The organism is Lacimicrobium alkaliphilum (assembly GCF_001466725.1).
GTDB lineage: Bacteria > Pseudomonadota > Gammaproteobacteria > Enterobacterales > Alteromonadaceae > Lacimicrobium > Lacimicrobium alkaliphilum_B.
Map to the genome: position 1 here is coordinate 2,707,057 of NZ_CP013650.1, position 18,481 is coordinate 2,725,537.

General features: G+C 50.9%; 16 protein-coding genes and 1 pseudogene. 9 read left to right on the forward strand and 8 right to left on the reverse strand.

The window, feature by feature from the left end; translation table 11 throughout:
• Positions 1 to 112: 112 nt before the first annotated feature.
• Positions 113 to 1,126 carry a Fe(3+) ABC transporter substrate-binding protein gene (locus AT746_RS12255; RefSeq protein WP_062480712.1) on the reverse strand — a complete coding sequence of 338 codons (1,014 nt, stop codon included), beginning with the start codon at positions 1,124 to 1,126 and terminating at the stop codon, positions 113 to 115.
• A gap of 139 nt (positions 1,127 to 1,265) precedes the next feature.
• Positions 1,266 to 1,712 (reverse strand): GNAT family N-acetyltransferase, encoded by a 447-nt coding sequence (locus AT746_RS12260; protein ID WP_062484189.1) that lies wholly within the window; start codon positions 1,710 to 1,712, stop codon positions 1,266 to 1,268.
• A gap of 154 nt (positions 1,713 to 1,866) precedes the next feature.
• Between AT746_RS12260 and yciH the strand changes: the two genes are divergently transcribed.
• From yciH to pheA, 4 genes and pseudogenes are all read left to right on the forward strand, one after another.
• Positions 1,867 to 2,187, forward strand: a complete 321-nt coding sequence (yciH, locus tag AT746_RS12265) for a stress response translation initiation inhibitor YciH (protein WP_062480714.1) — start codon at positions 1,867 to 1,869, stop codon at positions 2,185 to 2,187.
• A 39-nt stretch (positions 2,188 to 2,226) separates the two neighbouring features.
• A complete protein-coding gene (locus AT746_RS12270; RefSeq protein WP_062480716.1) occupies positions 2,227 to 3,024 on the forward strand; it encodes a response regulator in 798 nt (265 codons plus the stop codon).
• Positions 3,025 to 3,058: 34 nt separating this feature from the next.
• Entirely contained in the window at positions 3,059 to 5,470 is a 2,412-nt protein-coding gene (locus tag AT746_RS12275; protein ID WP_156413684.1) for a penicillin acylase family protein, read from the forward strand.
• 163 nt (positions 5,471 to 5,633) lie between these two features.
• Positions 5,634 to 6,823: pseudogene (pheA, locus tag AT746_RS12280) on the forward strand (prephenate dehydratase).
• A gap of 85 nt (positions 6,824 to 6,908) precedes the next feature.
• Here the strand turns inward: pheA and AT746_RS12285 are convergent.
• Positions 6,909 to 7,259, reverse strand: a complete 351-nt coding sequence (locus tag AT746_RS12285) for a Grx4 family monothiol glutaredoxin (RefSeq protein ID WP_062480720.1) — start codon at positions 7,257 to 7,259, stop codon at positions 6,909 to 6,911.
• Between the two features lie 311 nt (positions 7,260 to 7,570).
• On the opposite strand from AT746_RS12285, the gene AT746_RS12290 reads away from it, so the two are divergent.
• Complete coding sequence (locus tag AT746_RS12290; protein WP_062480722.1) at positions 7,571 to 8,140, forward strand: superoxide dismutase; 570 nt, start codon at positions 7,571 to 7,573, stop codon at positions 8,138 to 8,140.
• Between the two features lie 139 nt (positions 8,141 to 8,279).
• Here AT746_RS12290 and AT746_RS12295 read toward each other — a convergent pair whose 3' ends face one another.
• The 3 genes from AT746_RS12295 to AT746_RS12305 are packed head-to-tail and all read right to left on the reverse strand — an operon-like array spanning position 8,280 to position 14,098.
• A complete protein-coding gene (locus tag AT746_RS12295; RefSeq protein WP_062480724.1) occupies positions 8,280 to 9,662 on the reverse strand; it encodes an efflux transporter outer membrane subunit in 1,383 nt (460 codons plus the stop codon).
• A complete protein-coding gene (locus tag AT746_RS12300; RefSeq protein ID WP_062480725.1) occupies positions 9,655 to 12,843 on the reverse strand; it encodes an efflux RND transporter permease subunit in 3,189 nt (1,062 codons plus the stop codon). The genes AT746_RS12295 and AT746_RS12300 overlap by 8 nt, the downstream gene beginning before the upstream one ends.
• 10 nt (positions 12,844 to 12,853) lie before the next feature.
• Positions 12,854 to 14,098, reverse strand: coding sequence for an efflux RND transporter periplasmic adaptor subunit (locus AT746_RS12305; protein WP_062480727.1), 1,245 nt, complete (start codon positions 14,096 to 14,098; stop codon positions 12,854 to 12,856).
• A 431-nt stretch (positions 14,099 to 14,529) separates the two neighbouring features.
• On the opposite strand from AT746_RS12305, the gene AT746_RS12310 reads away from it, so the two are divergent.
• From AT746_RS12310 to AT746_RS12320, 3 genes are all read left to right on the forward strand, one after another.
• Positions 14,530 to 15,141, forward strand: coding sequence for a TetR/AcrR family transcriptional regulator (locus AT746_RS12310; RefSeq protein WP_062480729.1), 612 nt, complete (start codon positions 14,530 to 14,532; stop codon positions 15,139 to 15,141).
• A 92-nt stretch (positions 15,142 to 15,233) separates the two neighbouring features.
• Positions 15,234 to 15,650: an SgcJ/EcaC family oxidoreductase gene (locus AT746_RS12315; RefSeq protein WP_156413685.1), complete on the forward strand. Its 417-nt coding sequence runs from the start codon at positions 15,234 to 15,236 to the stop codon at positions 15,648 to 15,650.
• A 106-nt stretch (positions 15,651 to 15,756) separates the two neighbouring features.
• Entirely contained in the window at positions 15,757 to 16,656 is a 900-nt protein-coding gene (locus AT746_RS12320) for an AraC family transcriptional regulator (protein WP_062480733.1), read from the forward strand.
• Positions 16,657 to 16,703: 47 nt separating this feature from the next.
• On the opposite strand, the gene fadR is transcribed toward AT746_RS12320, so the two are convergent.
• A complete protein-coding gene (fadR, locus tag AT746_RS12325) occupies positions 16,704 to 17,414 on the reverse strand; it encodes a fatty acid metabolism transcriptional regulator FadR (protein WP_062480735.1) in 711 nt (236 codons plus the stop codon).
• A 160-nt stretch (positions 17,415 to 17,574) separates the two neighbouring features.
• Here fadR and dsbB point away from each other — a divergent pair, with 160 nt between their 5' ends.
• On the forward strand, positions 17,575 to 18,099 hold the full coding sequence (dsbB, locus tag AT746_RS12330) for a disulfide bond formation protein DsbB (protein ID WP_062480736.1): 525 nt from the start codon (positions 17,575 to 17,577) through the stop codon (positions 18,097 to 18,099).
• Here dsbB and AT746_RS12335 read toward each other — a convergent pair.
• On the reverse strand, positions 18,096 to 18,476 hold the full coding sequence (locus AT746_RS12335) for a Na+/H+ antiporter subunit G (RefSeq protein WP_062480738.1): 381 nt from the start codon (positions 18,474 to 18,476) through the stop codon (positions 18,096 to 18,098). The two genes, dsbB and AT746_RS12335, sit on opposite strands and share 4 nt — an antisense overlap.
• Positions 18,477 to 18,481 lie beyond the last annotated feature (5 nt).

Below are 18,481 nucleotides of genomic sequence, written 5' to 3' on the forward strand. Positions count from 1 at the left end.
CCAGCAACAAGGCTGGCCCTAAAGACGCCAGACGCCAGAGACTGGCCGATCCGGCATTAAAATTTGATGCTGACTGCAAAAGTAATCCTGTTTAACACATCACGGGATGAAATTATTTCCAACCGGCCTTATCCATGAGCACCAGCGCCTCGCTGTTTAACTCACCCACACGCTGCAGTGGGATGTTCTCGGCTTTAAAATCACCAAACTGTTTCAGCACGGCACTTTGCTCCACGCCGTCTAAGATCGGATATTCACCATTATGCTCCGCATACCAGGCTTGGGCTTCTTCGGTCAGCATAAATTCCAGCAGGGCTTTGGCCTCTTGTTTATTCGGAGCATGACGGGCAACGCCTGCACCGGAGATATTCACATGGGCGCCCCGGTTATCCTGATTAGGCCAGAACACTGCCACTTTTTGTGCCGCTTCCACCTGAGAGTTGTCGCTGTCGGTCAGCATGCCTGCCAGATAGTAGGTGTTGGCAATGGCGATGTCGCATTGGCCTGCTGCAACCGCCTTAATCTGGTCTCTGTCTCCACCTTTAGGCGGGCGGGCAAAATTTTTCACCAGACCCTTTGCCCATTCCAGGGTTTGCTCTTCACCCATCTGCTCGATCAATGCCGCAACCATCGACTGGTTGTAAATGTTGCTGGAAGAGCGGATGCAGATGCGTCCTTTCCACTTGTCCGCGGTCAGGTCTTCTATATCACTGAGTTCATCGGCGCTGACACGGTCTTTCGAGTACATCACAGGTCTGGCCCGCATGGTCAGGGCGAACCATTGGTTATCAGCATCTCTTAACCTTGCAGGCACTTTTTCACCCAGTACATGCGAATCGACGCTTTGCAACAACTGTTGCGACTTGGCCCGTTGCAAACGGCCAACATCGGTAGTGACCAGTACGTCTGCGGGACTGAATTTGCCCTCTGAGTCCATACGGGAAATCAGCGCATCGGCGTTACCGGTGATCAGATTGACCTCAATTCCGGTCTGCGCACTGAATTTATCCAAAACTGGTTTTATCAGGGCCTCTTTGCGGGCTGAATAGACATTCACCTCTGCACTTTGTGCAGGTAAAGCGAGTACAACCAAAGACAAAAGTACGAAACTGGTCACTTTATACATAACATTCCTTACCGACGGTATGCTGTCTGAAGACGCATTTTAATGTTTAAGAGGGTAACAATGCTAACCTACTTGAGAACAATTCTCAATAACAACTAATGGGTAGTTTAAATGTTGACAGTGCCCCTGTTAATCAGATTCAGCGCTTACTCTCATACATATAGTACTGACATTCCTGCATACCCAGCTTCTCATAGGTTTGCTGGGCCGCCTGATTGTCTTTTTCCACATACAGACGGAATCCACAGACATTGCCCTGTTCTTTAGCCATTTGCTGTACGCGGCTGTACAGGCCGGCATAAATTCCCTGACGCCGAGCCGAGGGGCTCACATAGACGCTTTGAATCCACCAGAACAAAGCGTTGCGCCAGTCGCTCCACTCAAAGGTCACTGCCAGACTGCCGAGTATTTGACCGCCCTGCTCTGCCACCAGATAAAAACCGTATTCAGGGTGCATCAATAACCCCTTCACCCCTTGTGTCAGTGTGTCTGCATCCAGCATTTTGCCTTCGGTTTCTTGTGCCATGGCCTGGTTAAAGGACACCAGTGCAGCTAAATCCTCTATTTTTGCCTGACGCAGTGTCATCTCAGTCATTCCGCTTTCCTTCCTCGCCTTTGCCGGGCTCTGAACCACATAAAGACCGGATTCTATCCCATTGAAAGGCTATAAAAAACAGCCTCTGTCGTTTAATATGCAAAGCATGTATTCCATTTGAATCGAGACCAGCAAGGCCAGCTAAATGAAAGATGCCAGATTGGTATATTCCACCGACAGAGGTCGGATCAATGAATCAGAACCCAAACCGCAACCCCCAAAAGGCGACGGCATTGTCCGCCTGCGCAGGGAAACCAAGGGGCGAAAAGGTAAGGGTGTGACCACCATCAGCGGTATGCTGATGGATGACCAACAGATAAAGCAATTGTGCAGTGAACTGAAAAAGATTTGTGGCACCGGCGGTACGGTTAAAGACCAGATAATTGAGATCCAGGGCGATAACCGGGATAAGATCAAAGCGGCGCTGGAGAAAAAAGGGCTGCAGGTTAAACTGGCCGGTGGTTAAAGCGCATCAATTAGCTTATTTCCAACATCAGGAGTTCCAATGGAACATATTTCCCGCTCTGAGCTGAACATATTACTGGTCGAGCCTTCAGACACCCAACGTAAAATTATCAGTGCCATGCTGGCCAAAGAAGAGATCGGTCAGGTGGAAACGGCCGGCACCGTTGCCGCAGCATTGAAAGCCATCAAGGCGCACGGCACCGACCTGGTGGTCAGTGCCATGTATTTTGAAGATGGCACCGGGCTGGATCTGCTTAAACAACTGAAAAATGACCCTCAGACTCAGGCCATTCCCTTTATGCTGGTTTCCAGCGAGTTTCGCCCGGCCAAACTGGAAGAATTCAAACAAGCCGGTGTTGTCGCCATCCTGCCCAAGCCTTTCGAACCCATTCACCTGTCCCGGGCGTTAAACGCCAGTCTGGATATTATTAATACCGAAGAGCTCGAGCTGGAGTTATTCGACGTGCATGAGGTCAGGGTACTGTTGGTTGATGACAGTCGAATGGCCCGCAATCATATTCGCCGGGTACTCGAAGGCATGGGCCTGAAAAAGATTACTGAGGCCGAAAACGGTGCCATGGCACTGACCCTGTTAAAAGATCAGGCCTATGACTTGCTGGTTACCGATTACAATATGCCGGAAATGGATGGCAGGGAGCTATCTGAATTTGTACGCTTTAACCCCGATACGGCCCATATCCCCATTATTATGGTGACCTCAGAAGCCAATAATGCCCATATGAGCAATATCCAGCAAACCGGCGTCAATGCTCTGTGTGACAAGCCGTTCGAATCGGCCGAAGTACGCAAAATGCTGATGTCGCTGTTGGGGCATTAACCTCTCAGCCACTTCAGTTAGCTGAAGTGGGATTGTGCGGACAGGTTTAATCAGTTCAGAGGAAATTCACTATGCCCTCTCCCGGCGTATGTCAGCTATCAGGCTGATTGTTGTAATACTGGCGATATTGATTGGCGCGTCCGCGCTGAGTCTGTATTTGCTGTTACGGGCCAGCTTACCTCAGCTTGAAGGCGAGTATGCCTTAAAGGGACTGCGTCAGGCTGTCAGTCTGGAGCGTGACGACAATGGCATGGCGGTTATCCACGCACAGGATCGCATTGATGTGGCGATGGCAACCGGCTTTGTACATGCTCAGGAGCGGTTCTTCCAGATGGACCTGCTGCGGCGCAACGCCGCCGGCGAATTATCCTATCTGTTTGGCCCTGTGGCCCTCGACAGAGACCGGGAGATTGGCCTGCACCGATTCCGGCAACGGGCCAGACAACGCTTAAATGACGTCCCCGCGAAACACAGGGCTTTGCTTGAAGCCTATACACAGGGAGTTAACCAGGGGATCGAGGGCCTTTCTGTCAGGCCTTTTGAGTATCATCTGCTTCAGGCCGGATTACAGCCATGGCAGGCAGAAGATACTCTGCTGGTGCTCTATAGCATGTATCTGGATCTGCAATATCACGACGGCCGTCGTGATCTGAGCCTGGATATGATGAAACGCCACCTGCCGGGACCCTTATATGATTTTCTGCACCCTGCAGGCAGTCACTGGGATGCCCCAATAGACAACAGCATCCAAAATGCTACGCCGGTTCCGCAAACCCCCTGGCCCAAACCGCAACAACAACCTGAAGTCAGCACAGATGGTGAAGCTGCTGACCTGATGCCCGGCAGCAATAACTGGGCGGTTAGCGGTGAACTGACCCCCTATAACGCGGCAATGCTGGCCAATGATATGCACCTGGGTATTCGTGTACCTAATATCTGGTACCGGTTACAGCTTAACTGGCGCGAGCAGGACAAGCGTCATCAGCTTACCGGCCTGTCGTTACCCGGCACACCACTGGTGGTGGTAGGAACTAATACCAGGCTGGCCTGGGGCTTTACCAACAGCTATGGGGACTGGAGCGACCTGATCAGGCTCAGACTGGATAAAAGCGGTGAGCAGTATCTTACGCCGCAGGGCTACCTGCCGTTCAGCTACCCTGTCCGCTCCATTGAAATTAAAGGCCAGCAGAGCGAGCAACAACAGATAAAAGAAACCATCTGGGGGCCGGTAGTCGGTGAAGATGAAGATGGCACACCGCTGGTGTATCGCTGGGTCGCCCATGATCCACAAGGTGCCAATCTGAATATGCTGGCGCTGGAAACAGCAGACACTGTCGACAAAGGTGTCTCCATCGCTACTACAGCAGGCATGCCGGCACAAAACATCATGCTGGCAGACAGTGATGGCAATATTGCCTGGACCATAGCAGGCCCTATGCCAATTCGTTTTGGCTTTGATGGTCGTTATATCAGCGACTGGAGCGATGGCACACAAGGCTGGGCTGGTTACCGTCAGGCTGGGGATTACCCTGCTGTGATCAATCCGGACAATCAACGTCTGTGGAGTGCCAATGCCAGAGTGATTGGTGGCAAAGAGTATCAAAAAATCGGTGACGGTGGTTATGCGTTAGGCGCCCGCAACCAACAAATCAGGGATCGATTACTGGCAAAAAACACCTTCAGTGAACAGGACTTTCTGGACATACAAATGGATGACAGGGCGCTGTTTCTTAGCCCCTGGCGGGATCTGATGCTGGTGCAGGTGCTGCCGGAGTCTGCCCATCCACAGGCAACTAAGATAACGGAATATCTCCAGAGCTGGTCGGCCAGAGCCGATATCGACAGCCTGGCCTATTTACTGGTGCGTCAGTTCAGGCTGACAGTACGGGATCTTGTCTATCAGGATCTGCTCAGACTGATGCAGGACAAACACCCGGATTTCAGTTTCCGTGCAATCCGTAACCAACTGGAAATCCCGCTGTGGCAGCTTGTCAATGAACAACCCGTGCATCTGCTGCCACAGGGCATTGATAGCTGGGATGCGCTATTTGCTCTGGCACTGGATAAAACCCTGATGGATCTCAATGCAGAATATGGTGACTGGCAGCAACTGAGCTGGGGGCAGTTTAATCAGGTACAGATCAGGCATCCTCTGAGTAATTTTGTGCCCTTGCTTGGGATGCTGACCGATATGCCAGAGCAGCCCCTGGCTGGTGACAGCTTTATGCCGAACGTCTCTCGTAATGCCTTTGGTGCCTCACAGCGAATGGTGGTCGCACCAGGACAGGAGCAACACGCCATATTGCATATGCCATCCAGTCAGAGTGGTCACCCCCTGGCTCCGTATTTTAACAACGGCCATGAAGCGTGGCGCATTGGCGAACCAACACCCTTGTTACCCGGCAAAATCAACTATAAACTGAAATTAACCCCGGATAGTAATTGACAAAAACACAGACAACCAATAAATTCATCAACATGAAAAGATTTATCCTATTTTTTGTGCACTTTTTTAGCTCGTCCACTACGGGAGGCTGATTTTTGCGCAAAATGCGAACAAAACCTCCCGATTGGGAGGTTTTTTTTTATGAACTGAGACCACACAGGCCATGACAGACTATCAACAACAACTGGAACAAATACGACGGGATATCAGCGCCCTCGATGCACAGCTACTCGAATTGCTGGCCAAACGTCAGCACTTTACCAATCAGGTAGCGCGCACCAAAATCGATGCCCACATGCAGGTCAGAGATACCAGCCGCGAAGAGCAACTGTTAATCAAACTGATTAAACAGGGGCAGAATCTGGGCCTCACCCCGCAGTATGTGACACAGCTGTTCCATGTGATTATCGAAGACTCAGTACTGAACCAGCAGATGTTACTGGCGCAAAAAGCCAACCCGGACAACGCCCTGCCCCTTAATCGTGTCGCCTTTTTAGGGGATAAAGGGTCGTATAGTTACCTGGCCACCCAAAAGTATTTTTCCCGTCGCCCCGGTGAACTGGCGGAAATGGGCTGTCAGAGCTTTGACGAGATCATTCATGCGGTAGAAACCAATGAGGCCGATTATGGCGTACTGCCAATTGAAAATACCTCTTCCGGCAGTATTAACGAGGTCTATGACCTGCTTCAGCATACCCACCTGTCAATTATCGGTGAACTGACCCACCCCGTTGAGCATGCGCTTTTAGTGGCAGCAGATACCGAGATAGGCCAGCTTAAAACCCTGTACGCGCATCCGCAGGTATTTTCTCAGTGCAGCCATTTTCTCGCCGAACTGGGCAATATTGAGGTTAAGCCTACCGACAGTACCTCAGCTGCGATGCTGAAGGTCAGTGAACTGGCCGACCCACAAGTTGCCGCCATAGGCAGTGCTGCCGGAGGGGCACTGTATGGACTGAATCCGATAAAATCTAATCTTGCAAATCAGAAAGAGAACCATAGCCGTTTTATCGTGATCGCCAGAAAAGCCGTTAAAGTGCCGCTGCAGATCCCGGCCAAAACTACGCTGGTGATGAGCACCGTACAAAACCCGGCGCTTTGGTAGAAGCGCTTACCGTGCTCAAAGACAATGATATCAACATGACCAAGCTTGAATCCCGGCCGATCAACGGCAATCCCTGGGAAGAGATGTTTTATATCGACGTGGAAGGAAACCTGCAGGACGGTCCGATGCAAAAAGCCATGGAGGCCTTACGTGGTATGACCCGTTATCTTAAAGTGTTGGGATGTTATCCGACCGAAGAAGTCAGTCCGACCCGGGTGGCAGCAGCCAATGCATTAAGGGAAGAGTAATTATCTATGCGGATTAGTATGCCTGAACACCAGAAAAATAGCCGGTATTCAGGCACTAAGCTGTCAATTTTAGCTTTTGATTTCGTTACTCTGCATCAGATTGTTCAGACGCGGGCTTGTGTTTTGCCGCAACCTCTTTAATCAGGGGTTGCAGTTCACCCTGCTGGAACATTTCCAGAATAATGTCGCATCCCCCTACCAGCTCACCTTCAACCCAAAGTTGCGGAAAGGTAGGCCAGTCGGCATAGGCCGGTAATTCAGCGCGAATATCCGGATTCTGCAGAATATCCACATAGGCAAATTGCTCGCCACAGGACATCAGCGCCTGAGTGGCCTGGGCCGAGAAACCACAACTGGGTAACTTCGGTGACCCTTTCATGTAAATCAGAATAGGGTTTTCTGCGATTTGCTGTTTGATCTTTTCCAGTGTTTCCATGGTATTTGCCTCTTGTCAGTCAAAAATCGGATCTGGCGGCTATTGTACCTGTTTTCAATATCTGACCCCAGCATTATGCTCTGTGAAGCATAAAATCGAATACTTTAAAGCGGATGGTTATATTAAGTGCTTAAAAAGTCGGTTGTTTTTAATCTGTTCGCACCCATATAAGGGTGACAGACAAGGACTGGTACACTAGTATCAACAAAAATCGAAAAACGACACCGATATCGCCCCTGTCACAGGACAAGAAGTCAAAGGGTGGTATCACTTTTATCTTAGAAAACATGGAGAATGACTATGGCTTTTGAATTACCCCCCTCCCCTATGAAAAAAATGCCCTTGAGCCGCATATTTCTGCCGAGACCCTTGAGTATCACCACGGCAAACATCACGCCACTTATGTCACCAAGCTCAATGGCCTGATTGAAGGTAAAGACCTGGAAAACAAAAGCCTGGAAGAGATCATCAAATCTTCTGAAGGCGGTGTTTTCAATAACGCAGCACAAATCTGGAACCATACCTTCTACTGGAACAGCCTGAGCCCGAATGGTGGTGGCGAGCCTTCTGGTGCACTGGCCGATGCGATCAATGCCAAATGGGGTTCTTTTGCAGCCTTTAAAGATGCGTTTAATGACAAGGCTGTGAATAATTTTGGTTCAAGCTGGACCTGGCTGGTGAAAAAAGCGGATGGCAGCCTGGATATCGTCAATACCAGCAATGCCGGCACGCCGATTACTGAAGAAGGGGTTACGCCGCTAATCACTGTTGATTTGTGGGAGCATGCCTACTACATCGATTACCGTAACCTGCGTCCGAAGTACCTGGAAGGTTTCTGGGCTCTGGTGAACTGGGATTTTGCCGCCAAAAACTTTGGCTGATTATTTGATAATCAATGTTCAGAAACGACTATAATCCCAATGGGATTTTAGCTGACCCGCCAGGCGGTCAGACCTCATGGATGGGATAAATAAAAAAGCGCCTCATGGCGCTTTTTATTTTTGTGTTTAACAACGGCAATCAAATCAGTTGAATGCCCCCTCCAAAACTACGATAGATATTCACCAGGCGGATAAAACTTTGCTGCTGCGACAAGACTAATTGTTCACGACTGCGCAGAAGCTCGCGCTCGGCGTCGAGCAGATCAAGGAATTCTCCTTTACCGGCGTTATAACGCTGGCGGGCAATCTTGACGGCGTTATGACTGGCCTGCCACTGCTGTTCAACGCTGAGCCGTTGTTCACGGCTGAGGTTATAGCTGCTAAGCGCCAGCTGCATATCGTTGATGGCATTAAACACCTGCTGCTCAAACTGTGCCAGTGCCATTTCAGAGCTGGCCTCGGCTGCACGGATACGTGCTCTTACCGATCCCAGATCAGCACCCTGCCAGCTTAAACTGGGTGCAACCGCCCAACTCTTTGTATCACTGCCGAGGGTCAGACCCGGGCCGGATAAAAAGCCTAAAAAGCCACTTACGGACAGATTTGGATACAAATCTGCCGTGGCAACACCTATTTCAGCAGTGCGCGCGGCCAAAAAGCGTTCAGCACTTGCCACATCGGCGCGGTAACGCAGGTAGTTTTCACCCTCAAGCACTGCAACCGGGTGTTTCAGCTCTGGTAAATCTGACACCGGATCGAGCTTCAGCTGTCCGGGCTTTTTTGCCACCAATGCTGATAAAGTAGCCTCTGCGGTTAACAGAGCTACCCGATGTACCGGAACAGAAGCCTGCACCCGATGCAGCTGTACCTCTATTTGTGCCAGTTCCAGCTCGGACGCCATACCGGCCTCAAGCCTCGCCAGCACTATAGCCCTGCTTTGTCGAAGGTTCTCCAGGTTTTGCTCCGCAACCTTCAAACGCATCTGAGCACCGCGGTATTCGCCGTAGCTGGTGGCAACCTGGCTAATCAACTGTAGCTGCGCATCGTGCCACAGGATATCGGCCTGTTGCGCCTGCGCCTGAGCTGCCTCACTGGCGCGGTGTAGTTTGCCAAACAAGTCCGGGTCCCAGCTTAAACTGGCACCGGTACGGTATCCACGAATAATCACACCATCATCCGCCGGCGCCAGTGTCGCATTTTCACTGGCCTGATAGCCGGCATCCAGAGTGCCATTGGGGAAACGATCATTATCGGCATCCTGAAACAACGCATAGGCACGCTCAACATTGGCCCGCGCTTGCACCAATGTGCGATTTTCCGCCAGTGCAGTGCTGATCAAATGGTTGAGTGTTTCGTCGTCAAAGGCCTGCCACCAGCTTTGTAGTTGCGCAGCCTGCTGATAGGGACGTTCAAGCTTGATATCAGCCACTGTGGCCGGAGTCTGATAATCCGGCCCGACTGCGCAGGCCGTCAGTGACGCTGTCAGTGCAGCAATAACCGATAATTTTAATCTGTTACGCATGCCCGGCCTCCATAGGTTGAGCTGGTGGGAGAGTTTCCGCTGTCTTTTGCAATACTTTCTGCTCGCCGCGTTTAGCCAGCATATAGTAAAACAGCGGCGTCAAAATAAGACCGAAAAGCGTTACACCTATCATTCCGGAGAATACCGCCACCCCCATGGCCTGGCGCATTTCGGCACCGGCACCGCTTGAAAACACCATCGGCACCACGCCCATAATAAAGGCGATAGAGGTCATCAGTATCGGTCGCAAGCGCAGGCGGCCGGCTTCCAGAATGGCATCCAGCGGGCTCATGCCGTGATCCTGTAACTCTTTGGCAAACTCAACGATAAGGATGGCATTCTTGGTCGCCAGCCCCACCAGCACAATTAAACCAATCTGAGTAAAGATATTGTTGTCACCGCCATAGATCAGCACACCACTGAGTGCCGATAGCAGGGTCATCGGAATGATCAGAATAATCGCCAGGGGCAAACGTAAACTCTCGTATTGCGCCGCCAGCACCATAAACACCAGCAGAATCACCAGCGGGTAGATAACCATCCCCGCATTTCCGGCCAGAATTTGCTGGTAGGTCAGCTCAGTCCACTCATACGTCATGCCGTTGGGCAGGGTTTCAGCCAGAATTTTCTCTATCGCAGCCTGCGCCTCACCGGTACTGTAGCCCGCAGCCGGACCACCGTTAATCTCTGCCGTGGTAAAACCGTTGTAGTGCATGACGCGATCCGGCCCGGCCGTATTAGTGACATTAATAAAAGAGCCCAGGGGCACCATATCACCGGCGCTGTTACGCACTTTTAGCTGGCTAATCTGCTCCGGCGTCTGACGAAACTGCTCATCTGCCTGCATATTTACCTGATATGTACGGCCAAACTGGTTGAAGTCATTCACATACACCGACCCCATATAAGCCTGCAGGGTCTGAAAGACTTCATCCAGTGCAACCCCCTGCTGTTTCGCTTTGGTGCGATCGATATCCAGATCCAGCTGCGGCACATTGACCTGATAGCTGGAGAACACTCCGGTCAGTTCCGGTGTCGTCCAGGCTTTTTGCATTACCTGCATAGTGATCCTGTACAGCTCTTCGTAGCCATGGTTAGCACGATCCTGTATTTGCAGACGGAAACCACCAATAGTTCCCAGGCCCTGTACCGGTGGTGGCGGGAAAATGGCAATATAGGCATCTTCAATACCGGCAAACTTCTGGTTCAGCGCAGCAGCGATGGCGCCGGCCGACATTGACGGGTCAGTACGTTCGCTGAAGTCAGTCAGTGGCGTAAACACGATGCCGGAGTTGGGGCTGTTGGTGAAACCGTTAATACTTAAGCCAGGAAAGGCAACAGAGTTAGCCACCCCCGGTTGTTCAAGCGCAATACGGGACATTTCTTTCATCACCGCTTCGGTGCGATCTAACGAGGCTGCATCAGGCAGTTGTGCAAAAGCCACCAGATACTGTTTGTCCTGCCCTGGTACATAGCCGGTAGGCGTCGTGGCAAACTGCAAACCTGTTACGCCCAGCATCGCCACATACAACAGGCCGACAATGGCACCAAAACGAATCACCTTCTGAACCAGATAGCCATAGCCCCGGGATAAACGGGCAAAGAAGCGGTTAAAGGGACCAAATAACCAGCCGCCTAACAGCTTGTCCATACCCCGGGTCAGTGCATCTTTTTTCTCGCCATGGCCTTTCAGCAGCAGTGCCGACAGCGCCGGGCTGAGTGTCAATGAGTTGATGGCCGAGATAAAGGTAGAGATAGTAATGGTTAGCGCAAATTGCTTATAGAACTGCCCGGTTAAGCCGGACATAAAGGCCGTAGGAATAAACACCGCCGCCAGCACCAAAGTGGTCGCAACAATGGGGCCGGTCACTTCTGTCATCGCTTTTTGCGTGGCCGCAATCGGTGACAGACCTTCGCTGATATTACGTTCGACGTTTTCCACTACGACGATAGCGTCATCCACCACGATACCAATGGCCAGCACCAGGCCAAACAGCGACAAGGCGTTGAGTGAGAAGCCCAGCAGTTGCATAAAGGCAAAGGTGCCGACTAATGACACCGGTACTGCAACCAGCGGAATGATAGAGGCGCGCCAGGTTTGTAGAAATAACACCACCACCAGCACGACTAACAGTACGGCTTCGAGCAGGGTTTTTACCACCGCCTCAATTGACCCGCGCACAAAAACCGTTGGGTCATAGACGATATCGTAAGTTAAACCTTCAGGAAAACCCTTTGCCAGTTCAGCCATTTTTGTCCGCACATCGTCGGATATCTGAATCGCGTTAGAGCCTGATGCCTGAAAAATCGGGATGGCGACCGCGTCTTTATTATCCAGCAAAGAGCGCAGCGCATAGGTAGACGCGCCCAGTTCAATCCGGGCCACGTCTTTCAGGCGACTGATTTCACCATTGGCGCCCACCTTAATAATAATATCCTCAAACTCCTCCACCGCTGCCAGGCGGCCCTTAACATTAATCAGTAACTGGAAATCGGCGTCACCGCTCGGCTGGGCACCAAGGCTGCCGGCCGCCGCCTGCTGATTTTGCTCGCGAATCGCAGCGCTGATTTGTGCCGGAGACAGCCCCAGTGCCGAGACTTTATTCGGGTCCAGCCAGACACGCATACTGTAGTCACCGGCCCCAAAAAGCTGGACACTGCCCACACCGTCAATGCGCGCCAGCTCGTCTTTGACATTCAGCGCGGCATAGTTCGACAGGTACAGCATGTCATAGCGCTGATCCGGCGAGGTTAAATGCACCACCATGGTCAGATCCGGTGAGGATTTCTCGGTCACCACGCCCAAACGCTGTACTTCCTGGGGCAGCCGCGGTTTAGCGCGCTCTACCCGGCTTTGCACCTGAGTCTGGGCTAAATCAACATCAGTACCGATAGCAAAGGTAACAGTTAAGGTCATCCGGCCATCAGAGGTGGCCTGGGACGACATATACAACATATCTTCCACACCGTTAATTTCCTGTTCCAGTGGCGAGGCCACCGTTTCAGCGATAACCTTGGGATTGGCCCCCGGGTAATTAGCCGTTACCACTACCGTAGGTGGTACCACCTCAGGATATTCAGTGATAGGTAACTGCCACACTGCTATGGCGCCGGTAACAAAAAACAGCAGTGAGATCACGGCGGCAAAAATCGGTCGCCGGATAAAAAATTGCGACAACATAGAGGTCCCCTTAACCACGATTCGGTGTTAAATCTGCCTTCGCAGCCAGCGTATTGCTGTTTTGATCCAACAACTGTTGTTCACTGCGCAGACTGGCCAGTTGCTCGGCACTGGCCATATCCACCAGCTTCGGTGTGATCTGCATATTCGGCATAACCCGCTGCAGCCCCTTTACTACGATGCGATCATTCGCTGCCAGTCCGGCGGTAATAATGCGCAGATCATTAATCTTCTCGCCCAACTGAACTGCCCGATATTCCAGCTGATTGTTACTGTTTACCAGCAGCACAAACTTGTTGTTGAGGTCGGTACCTATGGCTTTTTCATCAATTAACACCCCCTCATAGGCATCACTGCCGGCCAGTTTGACCCGGGCAAAAAGACCTGGCAGCAAGTTGTTTTCAGAGTTGTCGAAGCTGGCCCGGATGCGGATAGTACCGGTGTGCTCATCAATGCGATTGTCAACAAAGTCGATGGCACCGATATACTGATAACTATTGTCGTCGGCCAGCGCCATATACACGGGATTGGCAGACGCATCGCGGGTATCGGCACGTTTTCCGGCCTCACTCAGACGGGCGTATTTCAGATAACTTTGCTCATCCACATTAAAGTAAGCATACATTTTGTCGGTCGAAACCAGGCTGGTCAGTTGGCTCTGCCCCGCAGTGACATAGTTACCCGCTGTCACCTGCGCATAAGACACCCGTCCGCTGATGGGGGCGGTAATACGGGTGTAGCTCAGGTCCAGTTCCGCGCGTTCCAGAGCAGCAACAACTGAGGCTACGGTAGCGGCCGATTGCTGTTTGCGTGCCAATCGGCTATCCAGTACTTCGGCGGATATTGCTCGCTGGTCACTAAGTTTTTTTGCCCTTTGATATTCGCTGTCAGCCAGTGTTGCAGCACTCTGTGCGCTTTTCAGTTCGGCCTGAAGTCTTGCCACTTCAGCAGCAAAAGGGCGCGGATCTATCTGTACCAGCAAATCGCCTTTTTCAACCAGTGCGCCTTCGTTAAAGTGCACCTGTTCAATATAACCGGATACACGAGGCACCAGATTAACGGTTTGTGGCGCCTGCAAACGACCAGTAAACTGATCCCACTCGGTAATACGCTCGGACACCACTTTTGCCACACTCACCTCCGGAGGTGTAGGCGCTGAATCCGATTCTGTCGCTTCCGGTTGCGAGCAGGCTGCTAATATCAGAGCCGAAACGCCTGCTAATATGAAAGTTTTAACCGTATTTTCTTTGCTCATGACGCTGTTCTCCATGCGGTCGCTGAAAAAGTTACTGTAAATGACTGGTTATTTATGTACCGTTCGGTAAATATATAGAACAACAAGATGCAGTCAATTAATTTTGTACTGATCGGTATAATATTTTTCTTCTACATCAGATGGATTGGTTCTAAGACCTGACAGCACCCTTGTGCGGCCAGAAAGTAACGGAAGCTGATGTCCGCCAGTGATGAAAGTGTAAGGCACAATGCGGACTCACTTAATGCCGGATGCCACCGTATTCTTGCCTGAAACTCCGCTATTCAGGCTAGAAAGCGGGCTACTGAACGATACCGGGTCTGTGACAGTCTTACTCGTATGAGCAAGAGCTTGTCCGTATAGTCCCCTTGCTGGACAGGGGGTATTTTGCTAATTACTATGTAACAGACTTTTAATGCAGGAGTTGAACAATGTCAGTGGTAGGTTGCACTCCGAACGTAGGAAGACCCCGTGCTTTTGATATGGAAACGGCGCTTGAAAAGGCGCTGGAAGTGTTCTGGAAAAAAGGCTATGACGGAACCTCACTAGTAGATTTGACTGAGACCATGGGCATTAACAAACCCAGTCTTTACGCCGCCTTCGGCAACAAAGAGCAATTATTTTTAAAGGCCATCGAGTTATACGAAAGTCGCCCATGTTCATTCTTTTTGCCGGCACTGGAACAACCCACAGCCTACCAGGTGGCCGAACATATGCTGTATGGAGCGGCAATGAATATGGCCGACACCAGCCACCCGCAGGGTTGTGTGGTGGTGCAAGGTGCCCTGTCCTGCAGTGAAGCAGCCGCCTCAGTAAAAGCGGCACTGACCAACCGGCGGGTTGAGGGGGAACAGAAATTGTGTGCACGCTTTGAGCGGGCCAAACAGGAAGGTGATTTACCTGCTACTGCGGATGCTCAGACTCTGGCGCGCTTTTTAGGAACCGTATTGCAGGGTATGGCAATACAGGCCAATAATGGTGCTACCTCTGAGCAATTGCGCCAGGTAGCGGAAATGACCCTGCAAGCATTTCCACGGGTGTAAACGAACTGATAGCTGCTGCATTTTCAGCTTGACCTTAACTTAACCTGAGGTTTTAACCTGACACCAGTTTTGGTAAATCACAGGATACGTTTATGTCTGCTTCAGCTACATCGGCCATCATAACCGCACCAGCGTCTTTCCCCATGAGAGATCACGCAATGCAGTTGCTTTATGACGTAGAGAAGGCAATTAACCAGAGGAGCCTGAGCGCCTTGGCTGATTGCTTCGCAGAGCAGGCCATGCTGGTAAATATTCTGGGTCAGCGACTTTATGGTCGCGAACAGATCTGTGACTACCTGGCCAGCAACTTTTTGCTCCTGCATGACAAATGTTTAAACTACAGGCTGGTACATGGCTTCGGGCTGAATGACGACAATGCGATTCTGAATGTGCAAAAAATGTGCACTGATCGCTCCGATAACACGCAGACCGGCATTACCACTGCGCCACTTTGGGTGATCACACGCACTAAAGAGCGCTGGCGGATTATTGCCTCCAACACAATGTAATTAAACTCCAGAATATTTGCCTGATCCTCCATAGCTGCACAACCGGGATAGGCAAAGCGCAGACTGCTGCCTATACTGGCTTTCTTACAACAATGGAGAGCAGGTAATGACCGATGAACGCGAACAACTGCGCCAGCAAATGCTACAGCCACTACTGACATCGCTGCATAGCACCGGTGTCAGTGAGACAGCAATCCCCGGAGTGCGGTTGTTTCGCAGCGATGCCCCCACCTCGGCCACTCCGACCATTTACGAACCCACACTTTGCCTGTTGCTGCAGGGCAGTAAACAACTGTTACTGGGTGATGAGTTACTGCACTATAAACAACTGCAATATCTGTTGGTTCCGGTGATGCTGCCGGTTAGCGGCAAAATAGTCAAAGCGAGCAGTACAACCCCCTATGTTGGCCTGAGTATCGGTCTGGATCAGCAGGATTTGACCGATTTAGTCATAGATCTGGGTGACAGAGTACCGCACCAATCGACGACGCCACGGGGCATAAGTGTCGGTGATGCTGAACCGGCCCTGCTGTCTGTATTTCAGCGTATTTTACAGTTATTGCAGCAACCACAGGATATCAGTGTCCTGCTCCCCTTGCTCAGACGTGAATTGTTGTATCGGTTATTACTCGGCCCGGTAGGCAGCCATCTTCGCGAATTTACTCTGCTCGACAGCCAGGCTAACCGCATCAGCAAAGTAATAGAATTGCTGCGAGAGCGTTATACCCAGCCTCTGCGCATTAAAGAACTCGCCGACGCCGCGCATATGAGTGAATCAGCATTATTTCAGAGCTTTAAGGCCGTTACATCGATGTCGCCCCTGCAGTTTCAGAAACAACTGCGGCTGAATGAAGCCCGGCGCATCATGCTGTATGAAGGCTTAGAGGCATCCACGGCCAGCTATAGGGTGGGTTATGAGAGTCCGTCACAATTTAGCCGTGAGTACAACCGACTATTTGGCGCACCGCCAAAAGCAGATGTGAGCCGCTTCCGACAGGCGCTATAGACATATCCGATCAACCCGTCTGGTGTTATCCGACCTGTCGCAAGTAATCAGTCAACCAGTCCTGTGGGCATATCGCCGCGAATTTCATTCCAGATTTCGCCACTGTCTACACCGTATTTACGGATCAGCATTGGCACTTTTTCATGGTCGCCATTACGCGCTAACTGCAATAATTGCGCATAATGATCCCGGGCCAGTTGACGGGACTTGGGATTGGAGAAATAGTAACTACCAATACGCGCATACAATCCCCGGAACCCGTTCATCATCAATACAAACACGCGGTTGCCTGATGCCATGGCCAGATCGTGATTAATACGGTAATCAAAGTCGGCATAGGTCTGTCCATCCTCTGCCAGGTTCACGTAACCCTCAAGTAGCTTTGCCGACTCGTCCGGTGCCGTTTTAAACGCTCTGCGGATAAATACGGCGCTGACGCTTGTACGTGCTGCGAGTAGATGATCAACAAGCTCCGGAATGCCGTCCTCATCCAGCCGTGCCAAGGTTTCGAGAATATTCAGGCCACATGTTTCCCAAAAATTATTAACTTTGGTAGGTTTGCCATGCTGTATTGTCAGCCATCCATCCCGTGCCAGTCTCTGCAGCACTTCCCTCAACGTGGTTCGGGTAACGCCTATCAACTCTGACAGCTCACGTTCAGCAGGGAGTATTGTGCCTGGAGGAAATCTGCCACTCCAGATAGATTCGACAATATATTCTTCCGCAAAGCCGGCAGGACTCTGAGCCTTATAGATCATACAAAAACTCACTTAAGGTTATTATTGTTATGGCTGCTGATACCAAGTCAAACAGGTTGGTATCTGTTAACTGATTGTACCAGATGTTGTCACCAATTAAAGTTACTCTTTTACTGTCAATAAATGGCAGAATCAGGCCTAAAACGGAGAACCTAAAATAATGCAAATTCTATCCTCACTGGCACGAGCTTCGCGTTCACGTCGCGCCTGGACCTTATTATTGTTATCAGCACTGATATTGGAGGGCATTGCCCTGTATTTTCAGTATGGGATGGGTCTTGAACCCTGCATCATGTGTATCTATCAGCGTAATGCGGTATTCGGGATCGCCATGGCAGCATTGATTGGCATGAGCGCGCCCGGAAAAATGCCGATAAGACTGCTGGCCATTGCAGGCTGGGGTGTTTCCGCTATTTGGGGTCTATTGATCGCCATAGAACATGTGGATATTCAGACTGCTGCGAATCCCTTTTTCGCACCCTGTGAGATTGTGCCCAACTTCCCGGGCTGGCTTCCCTTGCACGAATGGATTCCTGGCATCTTTGCCGCCACTGGCGACTGTGGAAATATCGACTGGTCCCTGGCAGGGATGAGCATGCCACAGTGGATGATAGTAATTTTCGCCTGTTACAGCCTGGTTTGGCTTCTGGTACTGTTATCCCAGTTAAAAAGAACCAGCTTTTAATCCTTATCCCGGCTTTGCTCTTGTGGAGGGAGCTGGCTGCGTGCGGTATCAACATGATGTTGATTACGGGTGCGCTTCATCATTGCCACTTCATGATGCAGCGCCACCTTGGCAAGAATATGGGCCGTAACAGGGGCCGTGATGACCAGAAATAAGGTGATCAGCAGTTCGTGGATACTAAGGTAACCATGTTGGTGTGACATATACACCATTGACCCCAGGAGTATCCCGCCAAGCCCCAGTGTTGTGGCTTTGGTGGGCGCATGCAAACGAACATAGAGATCTTTGAGCCGGATAAGTCCGATAGACCCCACTAATACAAACACCCCGCCAAGAAGCAGTAAAACGGAAATTAATAGCTCTACCCAGAAATTCATTCTGA

Bases quoted from the DNA above. Each gene is read 5' to 3' on its own strand.
- AT746_RS12255 (WP_062480712.1), bottom strand. From the start codon at position 1,126: ATGTATAAAGTGACCAGTTTCGTACTTTTGTCTTTGGTTGTACTCGCT.
- AT746_RS12260 (WP_062484189.1), bottom strand. From the start codon at position 1,712: ATGACACTGCGTCAGGCAAAAATAGAGGATTTAGCTGCACTGGTGTCC.
- yciH (WP_062480714.1), top strand. From the start codon at position 1,867: ATGAAAGATGCCAGATTGGTATATTCCACCGACAGAGGTCGGATCAAT.
- AT746_RS12270 (WP_062480716.1), top strand. From the start codon at position 2,227: ATGGAACATATTTCCCGCTCTGAGCTGAACATATTACTGGTCGAGCCT.
- AT746_RS12285 (WP_062480720.1), bottom strand. From the start codon at position 7,259: ATGGAAACACTGGAAAAGATCAAACAGCAAATCGCAGAAAACCCTATT.
- AT746_RS12295 (WP_062480724.1), bottom strand. From the start codon at position 9,662: ATGCGTAACAGATTAAAATTATCGGTTATTGCTGCACTGACAGCGTCA.
- AT746_RS12300 (WP_062480725.1), bottom strand. From the start codon at position 12,843: ATGTTGTCGCAATTTTTTATCCGGCGACCGATTTTTGCCGCCGTGATC.
- AT746_RS12305 (WP_062480727.1), bottom strand. From the start codon at position 14,098: ATGAGCAAAGAAAATACGGTTAAAACTTTCATATTAGCAGGCGTTTCG.
- AT746_RS12310 (WP_062480729.1), top strand. From the start codon at position 14,530: ATGTCAGTGGTAGGTTGCACTCCGAACGTAGGAAGACCCCGTGCTTTT.
- AT746_RS12315 (WP_156413685.1), top strand. From the start codon at position 15,234: ATGTCTGCTTCAGCTACATCGGCCATCATAACCGCACCAGCGTCTTTC.
- AT746_RS12320 (WP_062480733.1), top strand. From the start codon at position 15,757: ATGACCGATGAACGCGAACAACTGCGCCAGCAAATGCTACAGCCACTA.
- fadR (WP_062480735.1), bottom strand. From the start codon at position 17,414: ATGATCTATAAGGCTCAGAGTCCTGCCGGCTTTGCGGAAGAATATATT.
- dsbB (WP_062480736.1), top strand. From the start codon at position 17,575: ATGCAAATTCTATCCTCACTGGCACGAGCTTCGCGTTCACGTCGCGCC.
- AT746_RS12335 (WP_062480738.1), bottom strand. From the start codon at position 18,476: ATGAATTTCTGGGTAGAGCTATTAATTTCCGTTTTACTGCTTCTTGGC.